This window comes from Hyphomicrobium sp. 1Nfss2.1, assembly GCF_965243865.1.
Taxonomy (GTDB): domain Bacteria; phylum Pseudomonadota; class Alphaproteobacteria; order Rhizobiales; family Hyphomicrobiaceae; genus Hyphomicrobium_A.
Genome location: NZ_OZ251603.1, coordinates 3,587,550 through 3,605,297, shown reverse-complemented (window position 1 = coordinate 3,605,297; position 17,748 = coordinate 3,587,550). Strand labels below are relative to the sequence as shown.

The 17,748-nt window shown below is 65.1% G+C and carries 15 protein-coding genes; 4 read left to right on the top strand and 11 right to left on the bottom strand.

All coding sequences use genetic code 11. From position 1 onward, the window contains the following. Positions 1–77 precede the first annotated feature (77 nt). The 4 genes from ACP15D_RS17615 (at position 78) to ACP15D_RS17600 (ending at position 2,804) form a co-directional block, all read left to right on the top strand. Positions 78–539 (top strand): NUDIX domain-containing protein, encoded by a 462-nt coding sequence (locus tag ACP15D_RS17615; protein ID WP_424958719.1) that lies wholly within the window; start codon positions 78–80, stop codon positions 537–539. A gap of 218 nt (positions 540–757) precedes the next feature. Continuing rightward, a complete protein-coding gene (locus tag ACP15D_RS17610) occupies positions 758–1,261 on the top strand; it encodes a GNAT family N-acetyltransferase (protein WP_424958718.1) in 504 nt (167 codons plus the stop codon). Between the two features lie 66 nt (positions 1,262–1,327). Continuing rightward, the gene (locus ACP15D_RS17605; protein WP_424958717.1) at positions 1,328–1,861 is read left to right on the top strand and encodes a nucleoside deaminase; all 534 of its coding nucleotides are present in this window, start codon (positions 1,328–1,330) and stop codon (positions 1,859–1,861) included. 598 nt (positions 1,862–2,459) lie between these two features. Beyond that, positions 2,460–2,804, top strand: coding sequence for a GFA family protein (locus ACP15D_RS17600; protein ID WP_424959265.1), 345 nt, complete (start codon positions 2,460–2,462; stop codon positions 2,802–2,804). 8 nt (positions 2,805–2,812) lie between these two features. Here the strand turns inward: ACP15D_RS17600 and ACP15D_RS17595 are convergent, their stop codons facing one another. From ACP15D_RS17595 to ybgF, 11 genes are all read right to left on the bottom strand, one after another. Then, complete coding sequence (locus ACP15D_RS17595) at positions 2,813–4,105, bottom strand: adenylosuccinate synthase (protein ID WP_424958716.1); 1,293 nt, start codon at positions 4,103–4,105, stop codon at positions 2,813–2,815. A 137-nt stretch (positions 4,106–4,242) separates the two neighbouring features. Beyond that, positions 4,243–5,955: a mucoidy inhibitor MuiA family protein gene (locus tag ACP15D_RS17590; RefSeq protein ID WP_424958715.1), complete on the bottom strand. Its 1,713-nt coding sequence runs from the start codon at positions 5,953–5,955 to the stop codon at positions 4,243–4,245. Positions 5,956–6,073: 118 nt separating this feature from the next. Then, positions 6,074–7,231 carry a phosphoserine transaminase gene (locus ACP15D_RS17585; RefSeq protein ID WP_424958714.1) on the bottom strand — a complete coding sequence of 386 codons (1,158 nt, stop codon included), beginning with the start codon at positions 7,229–7,231 and terminating at the stop codon, positions 6,074–6,076. Positions 7,232–7,512: 281 nt separating this feature from the next. Then, positions 7,513–8,343, bottom strand: coding sequence for an outer membrane protein (locus ACP15D_RS17580; RefSeq protein WP_424958713.1), 831 nt, complete (start codon positions 8,341–8,343; stop codon positions 7,513–7,515). Positions 8,344–8,577: 234 nt separating this feature from the next. Beyond that, on the bottom strand, positions 8,578–9,426 hold the full coding sequence (locus ACP15D_RS17575; protein WP_424958712.1) for an outer membrane protein: 849 nt from the start codon (positions 9,424–9,426) through the stop codon (positions 8,578–8,580). A 223-nt stretch (positions 9,427–9,649) separates the two neighbouring features. Then, the gene (gene glmM / locus ACP15D_RS17570) at positions 9,650–11,002 is read right to left on the bottom strand and encodes a phosphoglucosamine mutase (RefSeq protein ID WP_424958711.1); all 1,353 of its coding nucleotides are present in this window, start codon (positions 11,000–11,002) and stop codon (positions 9,650–9,652) included. A 323-nt stretch (positions 11,003–11,325) separates the two neighbouring features. Beyond that, entirely contained in the window at positions 11,326–11,856 is a 531-nt protein-coding gene (locus ACP15D_RS17565) for a YcxB family protein (RefSeq protein WP_424958710.1), read from the bottom strand. Between the two features lie 24 nt (positions 11,857–11,880). Then, positions 11,881–12,966: a dihydropteroate synthase gene (gene folP / locus ACP15D_RS17560; protein WP_424958709.1), complete on the bottom strand. Its 1,086-nt coding sequence runs from the start codon at positions 12,964–12,966 to the stop codon at positions 11,881–11,883. 90 nt (positions 12,967–13,056) lie between these two features. After that, a complete protein-coding gene (gene ftsH, locus ACP15D_RS17555; RefSeq protein WP_424958708.1) occupies positions 13,057–14,985 on the bottom strand; it encodes an ATP-dependent zinc metalloprotease FtsH in 1,929 nt (642 codons plus the stop codon). A 194-nt stretch (positions 14,986–15,179) separates the two neighbouring features. Further along, positions 15,180–16,544, bottom strand: a complete 1,365-nt coding sequence (tilS, locus tag ACP15D_RS17550) for a tRNA lysidine(34) synthetase TilS (protein WP_424958707.1) — start codon at positions 16,542–16,544, stop codon at positions 15,180–15,182. Continuing rightward, on the bottom strand, positions 16,531–17,625 hold the full coding sequence (ybgF, locus tag ACP15D_RS17545) for a tol-pal system protein YbgF (RefSeq protein WP_424958706.1): 1,095 nt from the start codon (positions 17,623–17,625) through the stop codon (positions 16,531–16,533). The genes tilS and ybgF overlap by 14 nt, the downstream gene beginning before the upstream one ends. Positions 17,626–17,748: the final 123 nt, after the last annotated feature.

Below are 17,748 nucleotides of genomic sequence, written 5' to 3'. Positions count from 1 at the left end.
CGGGAGCCTAACACGGGCCGCGTGAATACCACCCGGCGCGGCGAGTGCGCGAAAAGTCGCGCAAAAGGAGCAGTGCGTTGCTGCCAACGAAGGTCGTTACTAAAATTCTGCAGCGCTACTGGCGGCTGTCGCGTGGACTGACATTCGGTGTTCAGGCCGTGCTGATCGATCCGCAAGGGCGCATTCTCCTCATACGCCACACCTATCGCAAGGGCTGGCACTTTCCGGGCGGGGGCGTGGAGCGTGGCGAGACCGTCGAGGAAGCGTTAGAGCGTGAAGTTGCGGAAGAGGCCGGCGTTGCTCTGACGGGAGCGCCGGAGCTGTTCGCCATCTACTCGAATGCCAGCGTATTTCCGAACGATCACGTGGCGCTGTTCATTGCGCGTGACTGGCAGCAAACGCGCGTCCCCGAACCCAACCACGAAATTGCCGAGCAGCGGCTTTTCGCGCCCGATCAGTTGCCCGACGATATCAATCCGGGCACCGGGCGGCGGCTGGTTGAGATCCTCTTACACAAGCCGCGCAGCCGCATGTGGTGAGGGCGGGCGCCGACGCGAGCGCGGGCGCTGAGACCTCAATGCCGCTAGACCCTTTTCCTGCCCCATGCTAAACGGCGCCCATGATGCTGAGATGGCTCCGAGGCTGTGAATTGCGACGAGGCGGTGCGCTTATGCGTTCCGCCCGTGCCTGATTTCCTTTGCCGCAACTGGGCCAAACGGCTGGTGCCGCACGGCTCGCCTCGAAGGCTTCGACGCCCATGTCACCTCAGTTCACCAGCCGGTCTGTGACACCGGCCGACCTTCCCGCCATCTCCGAGCTGCACGCCAAGACGTTCGGTCCCGGGCGCTTCGTGCGCACGGCTTATCGCGTGCGTGAAGGCACGCCGGCGATCTCGCACTATTGCCGGGCGACATACCTTGGCGACCGGTTGATCGCGGCGGTGCGTATGACGCCGATCAGCATTGGTGGCGCGGAGGGCGCGCTGCTGCTCGGGCCGCTCGTGGTCGATCCCGATTTCGCCGGACAGGGCTTCGGCAAGCGTCTCATTGCCGAGGTGATCGAGGCGGCGAGAGCCGATGGCCAGCGGCTGGTGCTGCTGGTCGGCGATCAGCCCTATTACGGCCGCTTCGGGTTTCGTCAGGTGCCTGCGGGGCAGATCGCAATGCCTGGGCCGGTCGATCCCAGACGCTTGCTCGCAGCGGAGCTGGCGGATGGTGCACTGGCGGACATGCGCGGGCTGGTCGCCGGCGTTCCCGGCTAGTTTTCGATCTTCTTCAATCCCCCGACCTTAGTATCCTGCCAATCGAGTTCGAGCGGGAGCGGTGCTATGGACAGACGGACGTTGCTGAGTGGAAGCGGTGTGCTGTTGGCGGCGCAGGCGCTTAGTCTCAAGGCCGAGGCGCGTGCGGTGACAAGACCGGTGCTGGCCGAGGATCAGCACTTCATGCAGCTCGCCATCGAACAGGCCAAGCTGGGCGACTTTCCATTCGGCGCGGTGATCGTCCGTGATGGGAAGGTTGTTGCCGAGGGCTTCAACAGCGGAAAGCGGCTGCACGATCCGACCGCGCACGGCGAGATGATGGCGATACGCCACTTCCTCGAGAGCCACAGTCCCGAGGAGTTTCAGGACGCGACGCTCTATACGTCGGGCGAACCGTGCGTGATGTGTATGGGGGCAATCATCTGGTGCCGCTTCAAGCGCATGGTATTTGCGGCGTCGATCAGCGAGCTGGCGACGCGCATCGGGCAGATCGACATCACATCGAAGCAGATTGCCAACGCCACGCCGTTCCTGGCGATCGAGATCACCGGCGGCGTATTATCGGCTGAAGCGATGCAGCTTTTCCCTGAGAAGCAATAGCAAGCCAAGGACGCGCTCTTTGCGGGCGGCTTCTTCCGTCAGCGGAACTCACCCGTCAGCGGAACTCTTGTGGTCGCATCGGTGTTTTCCGGCGACAGAAACGAAGGAGTTCTAGTTATGGCCCGCGATCTCTTGCTCTGGCTGTTTGGCGTTCCGATCAGCGTGATTGTCCTGTTGCACCTGTTCGGCGTGCTGCACTGGTAGAGGCGTGAATGCCTTTTTCGCGCTTCTCAGCAGTCGCCTTGTGCCTTGATTTCGAGTTGTGTTTTGCGATGAGCCATGAAGGAGCGCCTGGTAATTTACGCAGACCGGGAACCAAACACTGACCCAGTCGTTATTTGGTCGGACTTGAGCCTCGCCTCCCCTCCCCCCATTCCCTCGTCGAGGCGCGGGTCCACCATTGGGCGGGACACTCGCTACACGGCAAGTGTGGTGAGTGTCCCAGTTCACCTCTCCCCCTCCAATTGAATTTGTGCGCAGCCGCTTCTAGTGTCGCGGCGGGGCGTCAACGGAGGCGGGCGTGACGGGAAATCCATTTGCGAACGGGGGCTGTCTTTGCGGCGCGGTGACGTTCACCGCCTCGGCTCCACCACTCCTCATGGTCCAGTGCCACTGCACGGACTGTCAGCGCGTATCGGGCGGCGGACACTTGTCTATCGCACGCTTCAAGCGCGACGACATTGCGGTCTCCGGCGAAACGAAAACGCACAGCATGACAGCGGACAGCGGTAATACCGTCACGCGGCATTTCTGTCCCAGCTGCGGCAGCCGGCTATTCAGCGAAACGACGGGGCGCCCGGGCATCATAGGCGTAGTAGCGGGCGCGTTCGACAGCAACGCGTGGTTCGATCCGGACATGGTGATCTTCAAGCGCTCGCAGCCGCTCTGGGACATCACCACCGAGGATGTGCCCTGCTACGACGCGCTGCCGCCGCCGACCTGAGGCGTGCCTCAGTCGGCGAACGGGTCCTTCATGAGGATGGTGTCCTCACGCTCCGGGCTGGTCGAGAGCATGGTCACCGGGCGCTCGATCAGCTCCTCGATGTAGCGCACGTATTTCACCGCCTGGGCGGGAAGCTCACTCCAGGAACGAGCGCCGTAGGTCGACTGCGACCAGCCGGGGAGCGTCTCATAGATCGGGGTGACGCGCGCCTGAGCGCCGCTGCCAGCAGGAAGACGATCAACGCGCTCGCCGTCCAGCATATAGCCGACGCCGACCTTGATTTCATCGAAACCGTCGAGCACGTCGAGTTTGGTGAGGGCAATGCCGTCGATGCCGGCGATTTTCAGCGTCTGGCGTACCAGCGTAGCGTCGAACCAGCCGCAGCGGCGCTTGCGGCCGGTGACGGTGCCGAACTCGCGACCGCGCTCGCCGATGCGATTGCCGATCTCGTCGGTCAGCTCGGTGGGGAACGGCCCGGAGCCCACGCGCGTCGTATAGGCCTTGGCGATGCCGAGCACGTAGCCAATGCTGCGCGGACCCATGCCGGAGCCTGTTGCGGCTTGGGCTGCAACGGTGTTCGACGAGGTGACGAATGGATAGGTGCCGTGATCGATATCGAGCAGCGCACCTTGCGCGCCCTCGAACAGGATGCGCTTGCCAGCGCGGCGCTCGGTGTCGAGCAAGTCCCAGGTCACGTCGGTGAAAGGCAGAATTTTCGGCGCAATCTCGCTCAGCTCGGAGAGCAGGGCCTCGCGCGAGACCTCCGGCTGACCAAGGCCGCGGCGCAGCGCGTTGTGGTGCACCAGGATGCGGTCGACCTTTTCTCCCAGCGTCGCGGTGTTGCGGAGATCCTGCACGCGTATCGCACGGCGGCCGACCTTATCCTCGTAAGCGGGACCAATGCCGCGCCCCGTGGTGCCGATCTTGCCGGCGCCGGCTGCTTCCTCGCGCATGACGTCTAGCTCGCGGTGTAGCGGCAGGATGAGCGTGGCGTTGCCGGCGATGCGAAGATTTTCGCGGGTGACGGAAACACCCTGCGTGCCAAGCTTCTCGATCTCGGCGCACAGCGCCCAGGGATCGACGACCACGCCATTGCCGATGACGCCAAGCTTGCCGGGCCGAACGACACCGGATGGCAGCAGCGACAGCTTGAATGTCTTGTCGCCGATGACCAGCGTGTGGCCGGCATTATGGCCACCCTGGAAGCGCACGACGATATCGGCGCGTTCCGATAGCCAATCAACGACCTTGCCTTTGCCCTCGTCGCCCCACTGGGCGCCGACCACCGTGACGTTCGCCATCTCAAGTCCCACTCACGACTTGGCCCCGGAACGGGCTCCGGGGCCATTCAGGGCCTTATAGCGCAGATTCGCTCCTGCCAACCCCCTCCTGAAGGCCCAACCTGGCCGGTGGGGGGCGGAAAGGGCGGAAATCTCGCCTATTGGTAGACGATGGCGCGGGAGCCGGGCCAGATGACGCGGTAGCCGAACTCGATCTGGCGCTCTTCTTCGGGGTTCAGCTTGGATTTGAAGGCGATAACCCCACGCTTCCCGTCGATGTCCTTCTCGGTCGGGGTGGGGCCGACATATTCGACCTTGATCTCGTCGTTGCGCGAGACGGGGATCTGGTCCTGCACCACGAGGTCCACGGCCCGCTCGTGCATGTTCTTCACGGTGATGCGGAAATTGCGGCTGTCGGTCTTGGCCGATGAAATGAGGCCGGTCTCGCCGCGCTTCTCATCGGCGATGGCATGGCGCACGCGGACCTGATCATCAGCGCCGAAGCCCAATTCGTAATCCTCTCCCGCGGCGAGTGCGGGCAGCGCGCCTGAACCGACGAAGGTGCCGTCGCGGAACAGGGACACGGCGCCCGGCAGCACGGGCGAACCCTTGGGCAGCACGAGCTTAGCGTAGAGGTAGGCCTTGGCATCGAGCTTGGGCACCGTACGGACGGTGAGGGTCGGCTCGATCTGATCCTGCTGCAGGAAGACGCGCTTGCTCTCCCCAGTGGCGGGCACAGTCATGCGGCCGGGGACGGCGAAGACCGCCTGGAACGGCGCGATGGCCGCGGCGGCGCCTTGCTCGGCGATTTCTATAGGAGCGGGAGCCCGCACGTCGGCGTCTCGTCCCATCGCGAGCTTCTTCATGCGCCGAGGAGCTGCGTCTTCGGCTTCCATCATCGGCATCGGGGGGGGCGCGGCGAGGGCGAGGGCGGCAGCTTGCGGCTCGGGCGCGAAATCGATCGTTACGGTATCGATAGATGGTGCCGAGGCATTGGCGGTCGGACGCGTGGTCGACAGCAGCAGGGCGACACCATCCCAGCTCTCTCCCGTGCGCTGGATGATGTCGGCGCGTCGGGCTAGTTCGAGGACGGACGGTGCGGTCTTGGAGCCGGTCACCAGCCGCGCGTCATAGCGCGGGCTCCAACTGGCGTTCGGTACCTGATAGCGCACGGTGAGGTCGGCTTCGAGGGGCGCTGCGGCGACAACGTAGACTTTGACCTCGGTCTGCTCGACGCGTCCGGGCGCCAGCGCAGAGAGCTTCTTTTCCAATTCCTCGATGCGGCGGTCGAGATCGCGCTGCTTCACTTCGGCATCGAGCGCGGAACGCTGCGCATCGACCATGCCGGTGCCGATGAGCGAGAGGACCTGCTGCCAGTCGGTTTGCGGCGCGGCTACAGTGCCTGGTGCCGGTTGGCCTTGCTCGGGCTGCGGGCGCGCAGGAAGCTGGGCGAGATTCTGCAGCAGCATCTTCTGAGTCTGGGCGGCGTCCTGCTGGCCCTGGATGAGACCGCGCTCATCGCGCAGCTTCTCGATCTCGTCCTCGATGCTCTTGCGCTCGGCCTGCAGGGCGGCCTGGTCGGCGCGCGGAATATAGCGGCGGCGCGTGTCGACGGACTGAATGTCGAGGCCGGCTGTCGCCTTGCCGTCAACGCGAATTGAGCCTGGGACGACCTCGGCCGGCAGATCGGAGAGCACCAGCGTGTGCTCGCCCTTCTCAAGGGCAAGCCGCGCGGCGCGGGTCGCCTCGGCGCCCGCTGGGAAGACGGTCACCGACTCGATGCGCGAGGTCACTGGAATTTCGGCCGCCATCGCCGGTCCTGCGAGGACGCCTAGAACCACAGCGCCAATAATCGCGGCAGCGGTGCGCATCGTTTGCCCCATTCCTATTCTCGATCCAATGCCCCAAATCACCGGGGTGCCCCACCCAGACGAGTGGGGGCGTTTCGCGTCTGAATTATGACCACCGGCAGGGCGGCCACGAGCGGCGTTAATTCTGTTGGCCCAAAGCCTTGCTGTAGGCCCAGTCGAGCCAAGGCAGGAGCGCCACAAGGTCGGCGCGCTCCACCGTTGCGCCGCACCAGATCCGCAGCCCCGGCGGGGCGGTGCGGTAGGCGCCGATGTCGTAGGCGACGCCTTCGTTGGCCAGGAGCGTCGTCATGCGCTCGGCGATGCGGCGCTCGGCGAGGGCGCCTTCGGCGACTTGCGTGAAGCGCATGCACACGGACGTATTCGACCGTGTCGCCGGATCGGCGGCGAGGTTGGCGATCCACGGCGTGCGCGCGATCCAGTCGAACAGGACCGCGGCGTTTGCGTCGGCACGCTGGCGCAGGGCACTGAGCCCACCGACAGAGTGTGCCCACAGGAGCGCATCGAGGTAATCCTCGACGCACAGCATGGAAGGCGTGTTGATCGTCTCGCCGGCGAAGAGGGCTTCATCGAGCCTGCCGCCGTCAACGAGGCGAAACAGCTTGGGGATGGGCCAGGGCGGCCGATGTGACATCAGCCGCTCGATGGCACGCGGCGACAGAATGATCATGCCGTGTGCCGCCTCGCCGCCCAGCACCTTCTGCCAGGAAAAGGTGGCGACATCGACCTTGGACCAGTCGATATCCTGGGCGAAGAGCGCGGAGGTCGCGTCGACGAAGGTTAGGCCGCGGCGGTCGGCGGCGATCCAGTCGCCGCTCGGAACGCGCACGCCCGACGCTGTGCCATTCCACGGGAAGATCACGTCGCGATCGAAATCGACCGCCGAGAGATCCGGCAGGTGGCCGTAGTCGGCGTTCAGCACGCGCACGTCGTTCGGTCTGAGCTCGGCGACGATGTCGGTGACCCAGCGCTTGCCGAAGGCTTCCCAGGCGAGGACATCGATGCCGCGCGCGCCGAGCATGTTCCAAAGTGCCATCTCGAAGGCGCCGGTGTCGGAGCCGGGTACGATGGCAACGCGATATCCAGCGGGCATCTGAAGCAGTTCATGCGTCGCGTCGATCGCGTGCTTGAGGCGCGCAATGCCCGCCGTCGAGCGGTGCGATCGGCCGACCAGCGCCGAGCCGAGAACGTCCGGCGTCCAGCCGGGGCGCTTGGCGCACGGGCCGCTGGAGAACATCGGGCGTTGTGGCCGCTGCTCGGGTTTTCTTATCTCAGCCATGACGCGGGCATTGAAAGCCTTTCCGGTTGAGGTCGAAACGCCCCCTCACCCGAAGCTCATTTGCATTCGCTTCGGCCTCTCCCCGCTGGGGAGAGGCTAAGTGATTTGCCGATGTCGGAACTTAACCTCTCCCTGGAGGGAGAGGTCGGGCGCGATCGTGAGATCGCGGCCGGGTGAGGGGTTTCGGCTAAGTCTGAGATGTGGGGGACGGCGCGTCAACAGAAGCACAAAAACAAATGGGGTGGCACGAGGCCACCCCTACGCGATCTCGGTGTGCCGGCTCAGTTGACGTAGAAGCGGAAGCCGGCGCGAATCTGGTGCTCGTTGAGGTCGCCGATCTCGACAGTGGACAGCGGCAGATCGATATCGTCGAGCGTGACCTGAGAGCCGCCGATGTGAAGGAACCGATAGTTCACGTCGATGGCCCAGAAGGAGGAGAAGTCATAGGAGACGCCGACCATGGCCGCGGCAGCGAATGCAACGTCGGTGCTGCGCTGGCTTGCGGTGACGCCGTAGTAGTCCTGGCTTTCGGTGTAGCTCTGGGTGATCTGGTTGACGGCAAAGCCGAGGCCGGCGCCGAGATAGGGGGTCCACGGCGAGCCAGTGCGGAAGTCGTAGTAGGCGTTGAGCATCAGGATGGTCGACATCATCTTGGTCTTGTCTTCAGCGCGACCATTGGGGAACGCCGTGCCATCGAACGTCACAGCGCCATTGCCGGTCTGCTCGGTGTGCATGATGGAATGAACGTCGACGGTGAAGTCCGTGCGCCAGTTGGGGCTCCAGACGTAGCCGACGCCGGCGCCGCCGGTGAACGAGGGCTCGAAGCTCTGCGAATACTGCGATGAGCCGAAGATCGATTCGACGAGATTGGTGCCGAGCACGTTGACCGAGGGCGAGCCGCCGAAGCCAGCCGCGAAGTCACCGCGGAAGTACCATTCGGCTTCCTCAATGGCGACCGGAATAGGGGCCGGCACGGGCGTGCGCACACCTGATGGATTGATGCCGTTGGAATAGTACGGGTCGCCGTCGGCCAACGCGGGCGACAAGGCGGCTGCGGCCATGCTGGCTGCGATCGCCAGGGCGAGCGAAATTCTGCTGAGTGCGCGATGCATCTGCGTCGATCCTTGCTTGACGGCTGGCTGGCCTTGAAGCCCACCCGACGTCCTAACTCTGCTTTTTAAGACCGGTCCGCCTCCCTGGCGCCGGTCTCACGCGTAAGCAAACTAGGAAATCGAACTTGGACTTCAGGCAGCCTCGATCGACGCCGGGCTGTTTTGTGGCCGGGCTCATTGGTTGAGCCCGACCAAGTCTTGTGAGCGGCGCTCCTTTTGGGGAGCGCCTGCCGATTACTTCACCGGCATGTAGGAAACCGGCTCACGCTGCAGCTTGTAGCGCACGCCGAGCATCACATCGTTGGAGGTGATGTCCTTGATGTGGTGGCCCGCGTAAGCCACATCGCCCTCGTAGGTCGTAACGTCGCCGCTCTGCGCATTTCCCATGTTGACCCAGCGATACGAGAGGTCGAGCGCAACCTGCGACGTGATATCGAAGCTCGCACCGGCGTAGAACGCGTAGGCGAAGTTCGTGGTGTTCTTGTCAGCGCCAAAGGCAACGCTGTCGTTCGGGACGTTGACGTCCTTCAGGCCTTCCACCGAGATGTTTGAGAAACCGATGCCGGCGCCGATATACGGCGTGAACCCGCACCAGTTGCCCATGTCGATGTAGGCGTTGGCGAGACCGAGCCACGACTTCATGTCGGCGGTGTATTCGTTGGTGCCGGCGTCGAAGCCGGTGCCGCCCGGATACTGATCGCTGCCGAAGTACGTGGTGTCTCCGCGATATTCACCCGTCAGGTCGAAGCGCAGCCAGCTGCGCGCCTGCCAGCCGACGCCAAGACCGAACAGAGGGCTCGACTTGATGTCGTTGTGGTGGACGGTGAAGTCGTTCGTCTCGTAACCTGAGTTCCACATGTTGCCAGAGTCCGGATTGGCCTGGCCGATGTAGCCCTTAATGTAGATGCCGCGGTCGCTCGGCGGCGGAGGGGCAACCTCGTAACCGCCCTTGAGACCTGCGTCGTAAATGTCTGCTGCGTTGGCAGGAGCGCTTAAGGCGAGCACGAGAGCCGACCCGAGCGCGGCGCCTAGCGCGTAGGAACTGCGATTGGTATTCATGTACTTCCCCTTCGAATTCGTCATGGCCGCCTGACTGGGCGGGCGCGAGCGGCGAACTCCATACGTGCTCAACGACGGACTATGGGGAAGAAGGTTTAAAGACCGCTTAATTGCCGGTTCGCTTTGGGACAGTTCGTTTCTGACGCCGTTAACTGCGCATTAACCGGTGCAGCGGCGCGCAAAAGATTGCGGCCTCGAGAGCTTGTCCCAAGGCCGCAAGTTGCACGTTCGAGATAGAAAGAAAAGATCAGGCGGCTGCAGCGGCGCGCACAGCTTCAACGATGTCGCCAACGACGTTTGAAACGAGGCGCTCATCGTCGCCTTCCGCCATCACGCGGATCACCGGCTCCGTACCCGACGGGCGAATGACGAGACGCCCGGCTTCGCCGAGTTTCGCCTTGCCGGCGTCGATCGCCTTGACGACGCGGGTGTCCTCGAGCGGGCTGCCGCTCGAATAGCGAACGTTTCTGAGGATCTGCGGCAAAGGCTCGAAACGCTTGGTCACTTCGCTGACAGGAGAGCCGGTGGAGACGACGACGGCGAGAAGCTGCAGCGCAGTGATGAGACCGTCTCCGGTGGTGACGTAATCGGACAGCACGATGTGGCCCGACTGCTCGCCACCGACGTTATAACCGTGCTTGCGCATGTGCTCGACGACGTAGCGGTCGCCAACCGGCGTGCGCACCATGTCGAGACCGAGGCTCTTGAGATAGCGCTCGAGGCCGAGGTTGCTCATGACGGTGGCGACGACGCCGCCGGCGGTGAGCTTGCCAGAGCGATGCCATTCCTCGGCGATGACGGCCATGACCTGATCGCCGTCGACGATATCGCCCTTCTCGTTGACGATGACGACGCGGTCGGCGTCACCATCGAGGGCGATGCCGATGTCGGCGCGTACTTCGCGCACCTTGGCGATGAGCGCGTCCGGCGCGGTGGAGCCGCACTTGTCGTTGATATTGCGGCCATTGGGCTCGACGCCGATCTTCACGACCTCGGCGCCAAGCTCCCACAGGGCTTCGGGGGCGACCTTGTAGCCAGCGCCGTTGGCGCAATCGATGACGATGCGCAGCCCGTCGAGGCGCAAGTTCTTCGGCAGCGTGCGCTTGGCGAACTCGATGTAGCGCTCCTGCGCGCTTTCAACACGCGTGGCGCGGCCGATGGCGCTGGCGGGGGCGAGCAGGCTGGCGGTGTCGGAATCGATCAAGTCTTCGATGCGGCGCTCGGTGTCGTCAGAGAGCTTGTAGCCATCGGGATCGAACAGCTTGATGCCGTTGTCGTCGAAGGGGTTGTGCGAGGCCGAGATCATGACGCCGAGATCGGCGCGCAGCGAGCGCGTCAGCATGGCGACGGCGGGCGTCGGCATCGGCCCCAGGAGAAACACGTCCATGCCGACGGCGGTGAAGCCCGACATCAGCGCCGCCTCGAGCATGTAGCCGGACAGGCGCGTATCTTTGCCGATGACGACGCGGTGGCGGTAGTTCGATCCGGTCTGGAAGATCTTGCCGGCGGCCATGCCCACCTTGAGGGCAATCTCCGACGTCATCGGATGCTTGTTGGCGAGACCGCGAATACCGTCGGTACCGAAATAGCGGCGCGACATGGGGATCCCCTTGGCTAGTTGCAGTGGTGGCGGTGTGCCGTTTTTGAGCGGCTTCGGCTTGCCATTGCGTGAGTGTGGCGCAACGCCGTTCCGCCGACTCGCCGACTTACCATTCCGAAGACTAGATTGCATACGCTACCCTTACCACTCACGAACTATGAGCCATTGGCAAAACCCGTCTGCGAACAATTTTCGTCAGGCGGAATTACCGGCCCGCCACGGGGCTCCGGATCAAATTAGCTCGCCTCTCCTAAGGAATGAGAAAGCCTGTGACTGGGTGCGTTTCGGCCAGCCTAGGTGTTCCCGCGACCGGAAGCCTTGCCTTAGGCCATGTACCGGCGCACCGCTTCTAGAAAGGCCGCTTCCGCGGCCGGGCAGGCGAACGCATTACGCGGCACAAGCACACCAGCGCCTGGCTCAATCCACAGGACGACGACGTCCTCCGTGGCGGTCACGTCTTCGAATACGGACCATCGATAGAGCGTCTCGGCGAAGCAGGTGCTCGATCTCAAGCCGTCCTCACCCAGGCTCAAACGGTGCTCCGCGCGCGTCGGACCGTCCGCCCGCGTGGCCCGGCGCGACAGCCGCAAATAGCGCCACCACGCGATAGCGAAAAAAATTGCCACGCCGGCTACCAGACCGGCCGTGAACTCCGCCATGGCGAACGGGTTCCCGGTAACAGCCGGAAACACGAGCGAGGCGGCCGCAATCAACGTCGCAGCGCCGAATGTTCCGACCAGCCACACACCCCAATTACCGTCGGCGTGGGCGCCTGTCGCCTCGAGCCGCGCCGACGAAAGCCGTCCATAGGCGCTGAGGTGTGCTGGCTCGAGCCGAAACTTTATCTCGGTCATGGGCAAGGCTCCAAGGCGCCTTTTCTAGGAGAGGACCTTCTCGCTGCCGGCCGCCGATGCGCGCCAGACATTGAGGGCCTGGCGGGTGGCGGCGACATCGTGGACGCGGATAATTTGAACACCTTGCGCGGCGCCGACCAGAGCGGCGGCGAGCGATCCAGGGACGCGGTCGCGGGGGTTCGGCACGTCGGAGATGTGGTCGATGAGCTTCTTGCGCGAGGCTCCCAGAAGCATCGGCACGCCGAGCGCGTGGTATTGCGACAGCGCCGCCATGACGGCGACGTTGTGGTGCAGGTGCTTGCCGAAGCCGATGCCGGGATCGGTGATGAGCTTGGCGCGGGGAATGCCCGCCGCTTCGCAGGCCAGGATGCGGCCTTCCAGATAGTCGAACACGTCGAGCACGACATCGGAGTATTGCGGGTTGTCGTTCATAGTGCGCGGGTCGCCTTGCGCATGCATGAGGATGATCGGCAGCCCGCTTTCGGCGGCGGCGGTCATGGCATCGGGATCGTGCGTCAAGGCGGAGACGTCGTTGAGGATGTCGGCGCCCGCGGCGGCCGCGCGGCGCATGACCTCGGCCTTGCGGGTGTCGACGGAGATCAACGCGTCGGTGCGCGCGCGCAGGCCTTCGATGACGGGGAGCACGCGGCGCAGTTCTTCCTCGACGGGGACGTAGTCGGCCCCGGGACGGGTCGACTCGCCGCCGATGTCGAGGATTTCGGCGCCCTCCTCTGCCAGCCTCAGGCCATGAGCGATGGCGTTTTGCGCCTCGTCGTGCTGTCCGCCATCGGAGAAGCTGTCGGGCGTGACGTTGACGATGCCCATGATGCGCGGACGGTCGAGGGCGAGGCCCGCGAGGCGCGGGCGGGGCGCGGAGAGCGCTTCGAGATCGCGGGCGGCGTCGATGGTGCCGCGGCCCCAGTCGCGCTCGACAGCATCGCCGAGGGTGACGATGCGGCGAGATATGCGCGAGCCGCCGCGCTCGGCGATCTCGACCGTGGTGAAGCGCAGCGGCTGGCCGGCGAGCGGCAGGCCGGCGAAGGTCGCCTCGTCGGGATCGGCGGGCGCGGGGAAGATGCCGACCGGGCGCAGATAGATCGAGCGCTGCATGCTGCGTATTGCCCTCCGGAAAGCACAGCGGCCGCGAAAGAGTTCGCGGCCGCTTCTAGTTCGTTTGCAACCCTCAGGTCAAAGGGCGCGTCAGGAGGGCTGGGGCTCCATGGGGCCGGCGCCGCCAGAGGGACGCAGACGGCCGCCGGCGCTCGGCACGGCTGAGCCGCCGATCTCGCCCTTGGGCAGGTCATCGTCCGGCTTGCGCACGATCTTCTCGCCACGCATCACGGCGGCAACCTCGTCGCCAGAGATGGTCTCGTACTCCATCAACGCCTGGGTGATGGCCTCGAGCTCATGGCGGCAGGTCTCGATCACATCACGCGCCCTGTTCTCGCCGTCGGTGACGATGCGGCGGATCTCCTGGTCGATCAGGCGCGCGGTGTCTTCCGACATGTTCTGGCGCTGCGTGATGGCATGGCCGAGGAAGACTTCCTGCTGGTTCTCGTTATAGAGCAGCGGTCCGAGCTTCTCGCTCATGCCCCACTCGGTCACCATGCGGCGGGCGATGTTGGTCGCCTGCATGATGTCACTGGACGCACCGGTGTTGAGATGCTCCTTGCCATAGATGGCCTGCTCTGCGACGCGGCCGCCGAACGACATGGCAACGCGCGCTTCGCACCACTGCTTGGAGTAGCTGAGCTTGTCGCGCTCGGGCAGGTTCATGGTCACGCCGAGGGCACGGCCACGCGGGATGATGGTCACCTTGTGCAGCGGATCGCCGCCGGGAACCTTGAGCGAGACGAGCGCGTGACCCGCCTCGTGGTAGGCGGTGGCGAGCTTCTCCTCCTCGGTCATGGCCATCGACCGGCGCTCGGCGCCCATCATGACCTTGTCCTTGGAATCTTCGAACTCCGACTGCGTCACGAGGCGCTTGTTGCGGCGAGCCGCCAGCAGCGCTGCCTCGTTGACGAGGTTGGCGAGGTCGGCACCGGAGAAGCCCGGTGTACCACGTGCGAGCACCCTGGGATCGACGTTCGGTGCGACGGGGACCTTGCGCATGTGCACGCGCAGGATCTTCTCGCGGCCGGCGACGTCCGGGTTCGGCACGGTGATCTGGCGGTCGAAGCGGCCGGGACGCAGCAGTGCGGGATCGAGAACGTCCGGGCGGTTGGTCGCGGCGATGAGGATGATGCCCTCATTGGCCTCGAAGCCGTCCATCTCGACCAGCAACTGGTTCAGCGTCTGCTCGCGCTCGTCGTTGCCGCCGCCAAGGCCTGCGCCACGGTGGCGACCGACTGCGTCGATTTCGTCGATGAAGATGATGCAGGGCGCATTCTTCTTCGCCTGCTCGAACATGTCGCGCACGCGCGAAGCGCCGACGCCGACGAACATCTCGACGAAGTCAGAGCCCGAGATCGTGAAAAAGGGAACGTTGGCCTCGCCGGCAATAGCGCGGGCGAGCAGCGTCTTACCGGTGCCCGGAGGGCCGACCAGAAGCGCGCCGCGCGGGATGCGTCCGCCGAGGCGCTGGAACTTCTGCGGATCGCGCAGGAACTCGACGATCTCCTGCAGGTCGTCCTTGGCCTCGTCGACGCCGGCGACGTCATCGAACGTGACACGGCCGTGACGCTCCGTGAGCAGCTTGGCGCGCGACTTACCGAAGCCCATGGCGCGGCCGGAGCCCGACTGCATCTGGCGCATGAAGAAGATCCACACTGCAATCAGGAGCAGCATGGGGAACCAGTTGAGCAGCATTCCCATGATCGAGGGAACGTCCTCATCGGACGGACGGGCGCGGAACTTGATGCCCTTCTTCTCGAGGCGCTCGACAAGAGTTGGATCCTGGGGCGCATACGTCGTGAAGGAGGTGCCGCCGTCGCGCATCGTTCCGTAGATCCGATTGCCAGCGATGGTCGCGTCGGAGACGTTGCCGCTGTCGACGGCCGTCAGGAATTCCGAATAGGAAATGTCGGTGCCGCGCCGGCTCTGCGTCGGATTATTGAAGAGGTTGAAGAGAGCGGCGAGCAGGACGAGGATCGCGACCCAGATGGCAAGCTTTTGAAAGTTCGAGTTCATTTCGTTCCCTTAAGGACGCGAACACGGCTTGCGCCCAACCCGCTTCCTGGATGGCTCCAGGCGCCGTTCGCAGCTTCGCGTTAACATAGGAGCCGGGCACTCAGTTGCCAAGTTACACGCCTCTCGCTCCCCAGGAGCTTAACGACGGGCCAAAAACAGGGCGACTGCCTCACCGTCGCAGTAGATTTACGGCTCTAGCCAAGAAATTCGGCCGAATAGAGTTCCCCGTCCCCCCGCCACAGGGCCTTTGCTTCGGGTAGTTCAGCGAAGAGAGGCACGCACATGAGCTCGGCCCCGCGCCAAAAGGCGGGCAGGGTTGCCGCGGCACTGGCGGGCAGCTGGAGCGTCTTATCGTTAAGCTTACGCCGCAACTTGGCATACGCCTCGCCGCCGAGCGCCCGGACCAGAACCGGCTCGGCGCCCTCGCGGGCGATGGCGACGCGGAACCGGCGGTCCCAGATCGCCACCATTCCCGGGCCAAGCTGCATTGTGGGCAGCGGTAAGCGACCCGCTTCGCGTTGCACATGAATCTGGTGTCGGCGGTGCGCAATCGCGGCGCCAGCGAGGGTCGCTCCTTCGAAGCCAGGCTCGGACATTCGCGCCAGCAACTGCTCGAGCTGGGCCATGCGTAGCGGCTGTTCCTGCCCTCCGAAAGCGCGGAGCAAGCGCGCCAGCAGGCGGAGCCTCAACTCGTCGGGCGCGGCGTGCCAGGGGGCTGCCTCGAAACTGGCGAACGCGCCTTTGTGCAGATCGAGATGCGCATCGCGCTGGAGAGCGTCGACACCTGCCTCCAAGGCCTGCTTGGCGCGGGCCAGCCGCCGTGCGCTGAGCGCCATCTTTTCATTGGAGAGGCCGAGCGCTGCGAGAGTCTGCCGCGCCTTGCGGATGCGCACGCGCTCGAAGCGCTCGGCATCATTGCTCGGGTCTTCGAGCCAGGGTCGGCCGGCTGCACGCAAGGTTGCACGCAACCGCGCTCCGGGAATCGTCAGCAGCGGCCGCGCCAGCAACACCTCGACCGGGCCATCGTCGAGAGTTCGGAGCGGCGCCATGGCCGAAAGTCCATCCAAACCGCTGCCGCGGGAGAGGCGCATCAGAAGCGTTTCGGCCTGATCGTCCTCGGTGTGCGCGGTAACGATGGCGATGGGCCCCCTGCCGGCAGCACCGGCGAGGTCGGTGAGCAGCCGATAGCGGGCGTCGCGGGCCGCATCCTGAATGCCCGTCGCCGGCTTTTCTCCCGACCAGGTCAGCAGCGCGGGATCGAAACCGAGGGCTGTGGCTTCGGTTGCGACCCATTCCGCTTCGGCACGCGCTTGGGCGCGCAGTCCGTGATCAACGGTTGCGACGATGGTCTCGGGCGCATCCGACTTGCCCGCCAGCCAGCGGTGAACGAGCAGCATCAGCGCCATGCTGTCGGCGCCGCCGGATACCGCGAGGATCAAGACTTTGAAGGAGGCGAGCGGCGCAAAGAGCGCATCAAGCTCGCGATCCGAAACCGGCTGATCGCCCGTTCCCGATCCGGTGCTGCGCGAGGCAGCTGCGTTCTCGTCAGCTGCAGCCAATGCGCTGGCGCTCTGACTTGGCGCGCATTTTGACGTTCTCCGGCGCATTGGGGAAACGCGTCGACAGCTCACCGAACGATGAGCAGGCGGCGTCCTTCTGGCCAAGACGATCGAGTGACATTGCCAGCTTCAACAGGCTGTCGGCAGCGCGCGGGTTGCCGGCGTAATTCTGATAGCCCTTGAGGAACGAGCCGGCGGCGGCCTTGTACTCGCCGCGCACGAAGTGGGCTTCGCCGAGCCAATACTGCGCGTTGCCGGCGAGGGAATCCTGCGGGTAGCGATTGAGAAAGTCTTCGAAGGCGCCCTGGGCAGCCGAATAATCGCGCTGCATGAGATAGCCGTAGGCGGTCTCGTAGAGCTGCTTGGCGCCGCCCGGGTTGTTGTCGGCGCCGGGCGCCGTTGCCGCGCCGAATGCCGGCGGCAGCGCTGCCATCTCGGGCGCCGGGCTCGCCGCGGCGCCGCCGGGGGCTGCCGGGGCTGCGGGCGCAGCCGGCGGGGCAGCAGCTGTCGCGGCTGCGTCGTTCTCGATCAGGCCGCCGATGGTGTCGCCGGTTGCGGCGGTCACCGTGGTCGAACCGAAGCGAAGATCGTCGGCGGCAGGGGCAGACGAGGCAAATCCGCTGGGCGCTGGCTGGCCGGGCGCGGCGTCCGGCATCGGCGCCGCATCGGACCGACGCGGCTGTCCGCCGAGCGCGCGCACCTGGTCGGTCAGCTGCTGGACCTGGGCAGCCAGCGCGCGAAGCTGTGTTTCGAGGCCATCGATGCGGACGCTATCGGCGCCGCCGCCGCCACCGAAGCTGCCGCCGTCGGCGGCCGGTGCTGCGCCACCACCGCCGCGGGCGAGCGATTCGAGCGTACCGATGACGACCTGCATATCCACCAGCTGGGCTTCGAGCTGGTCGATGCGCTGGCGCAGCGCCGAATCGTCGGCGCCGGCCTGAGGCGCGGCCGTGGCCGCGGCCTTTGCCTTGGCGGGCGGCGTGGCCTGGGCGAGGCGCAGCGGCTCTGCCGCGGCGGCACCGAAGGCAACCGCAGCGATCGCCGCACTGGCTAAGATTATGAAGGCGAAGGGGCGAAGCATAGGTACTGACTATCCCGGCTTTCGAAGAGATCGCCTTGCGGGCGATCGGGCCAGCGCGGTGGCAGGGGGAGCGACCGTTGCTGGGTTGATCAGGCAAGGTGCCGACATCGCGAGACGCCGCAC

Bases quoted from the DNA above. Each gene is read 5' to 3' on its own strand.
- ACP15D_RS17610 (WP_424958718.1), top strand. From the start codon at position 758: ATGTCACCTCAGTTCACCAGCCGGTCTGTGACACCGGCCGACCTTCCC.
- ACP15D_RS17605 (WP_424958717.1), top strand. From the start codon at position 1,328: ATGGACAGACGGACGTTGCTGAGTGGAAGCGGTGTGCTGTTGGCGGCG.
- ACP15D_RS17600 (WP_424959265.1), top strand. From the start codon at position 2,460: ATGGTCCAGTGCCACTGCACGGACTGTCAGCGCGTATCGGGCGGCGGA.
- ACP15D_RS17595 (WP_424958716.1), bottom strand. From the start codon at position 4,105: ATGGCGAACGTCACGGTGGTCGGCGCCCAGTGGGGCGACGAGGGCAAA.
- ACP15D_RS17590 (WP_424958715.1), bottom strand. From the start codon at position 5,955: ATGCGCACCGCTGCCGCGATTATTGGCGCTGTGGTTCTAGGCGTCCTC.
- ACP15D_RS17585 (WP_424958714.1), bottom strand. From the start codon at position 7,231: ATGGCTGAGATAAGAAAACCCGAGCAGCGGCCACAACGCCCGATGTTC.
- ACP15D_RS17580 (WP_424958713.1), bottom strand. From the start codon at position 8,343: ATGCATCGCGCACTCAGCAGAATTTCGCTCGCCCTGGCGATCGCAGCC.
- ACP15D_RS17575 (WP_424958712.1), bottom strand. From the start codon at position 9,426: ATGACGAATTCGAAGGGGAAGTACATGAATACCAATCGCAGTTCCTAC.
- glmM (WP_424958711.1), bottom strand. From the start codon at position 11,002: ATGTCGCGCCGCTATTTCGGTACCGACGGTATTCGCGGTCTCGCCAAC.
- ACP15D_RS17565 (WP_424958710.1), bottom strand. From the start codon at position 11,856: ATGACCGAGATAAAGTTTCGGCTCGAGCCAGCACACCTCAGCGCCTAT.
- folP (WP_424958709.1), bottom strand. From the start codon at position 12,966: ATGCAGCGCTCGATCTATCTGCGCCCGGTCGGCATCTTCCCCGCGCCC.
- ftsH (WP_424958708.1), bottom strand. From the start codon at position 14,985: ATGAACTCGAACTTTCAAAAGCTTGCCATCTGGGTCGCGATCCTCGTC.
- ybgF (WP_424958706.1), bottom strand. From the start codon at position 17,625: ATGCTTCGCCCCTTCGCCTTCATAATCTTAGCCAGTGCGGCGATCGCT.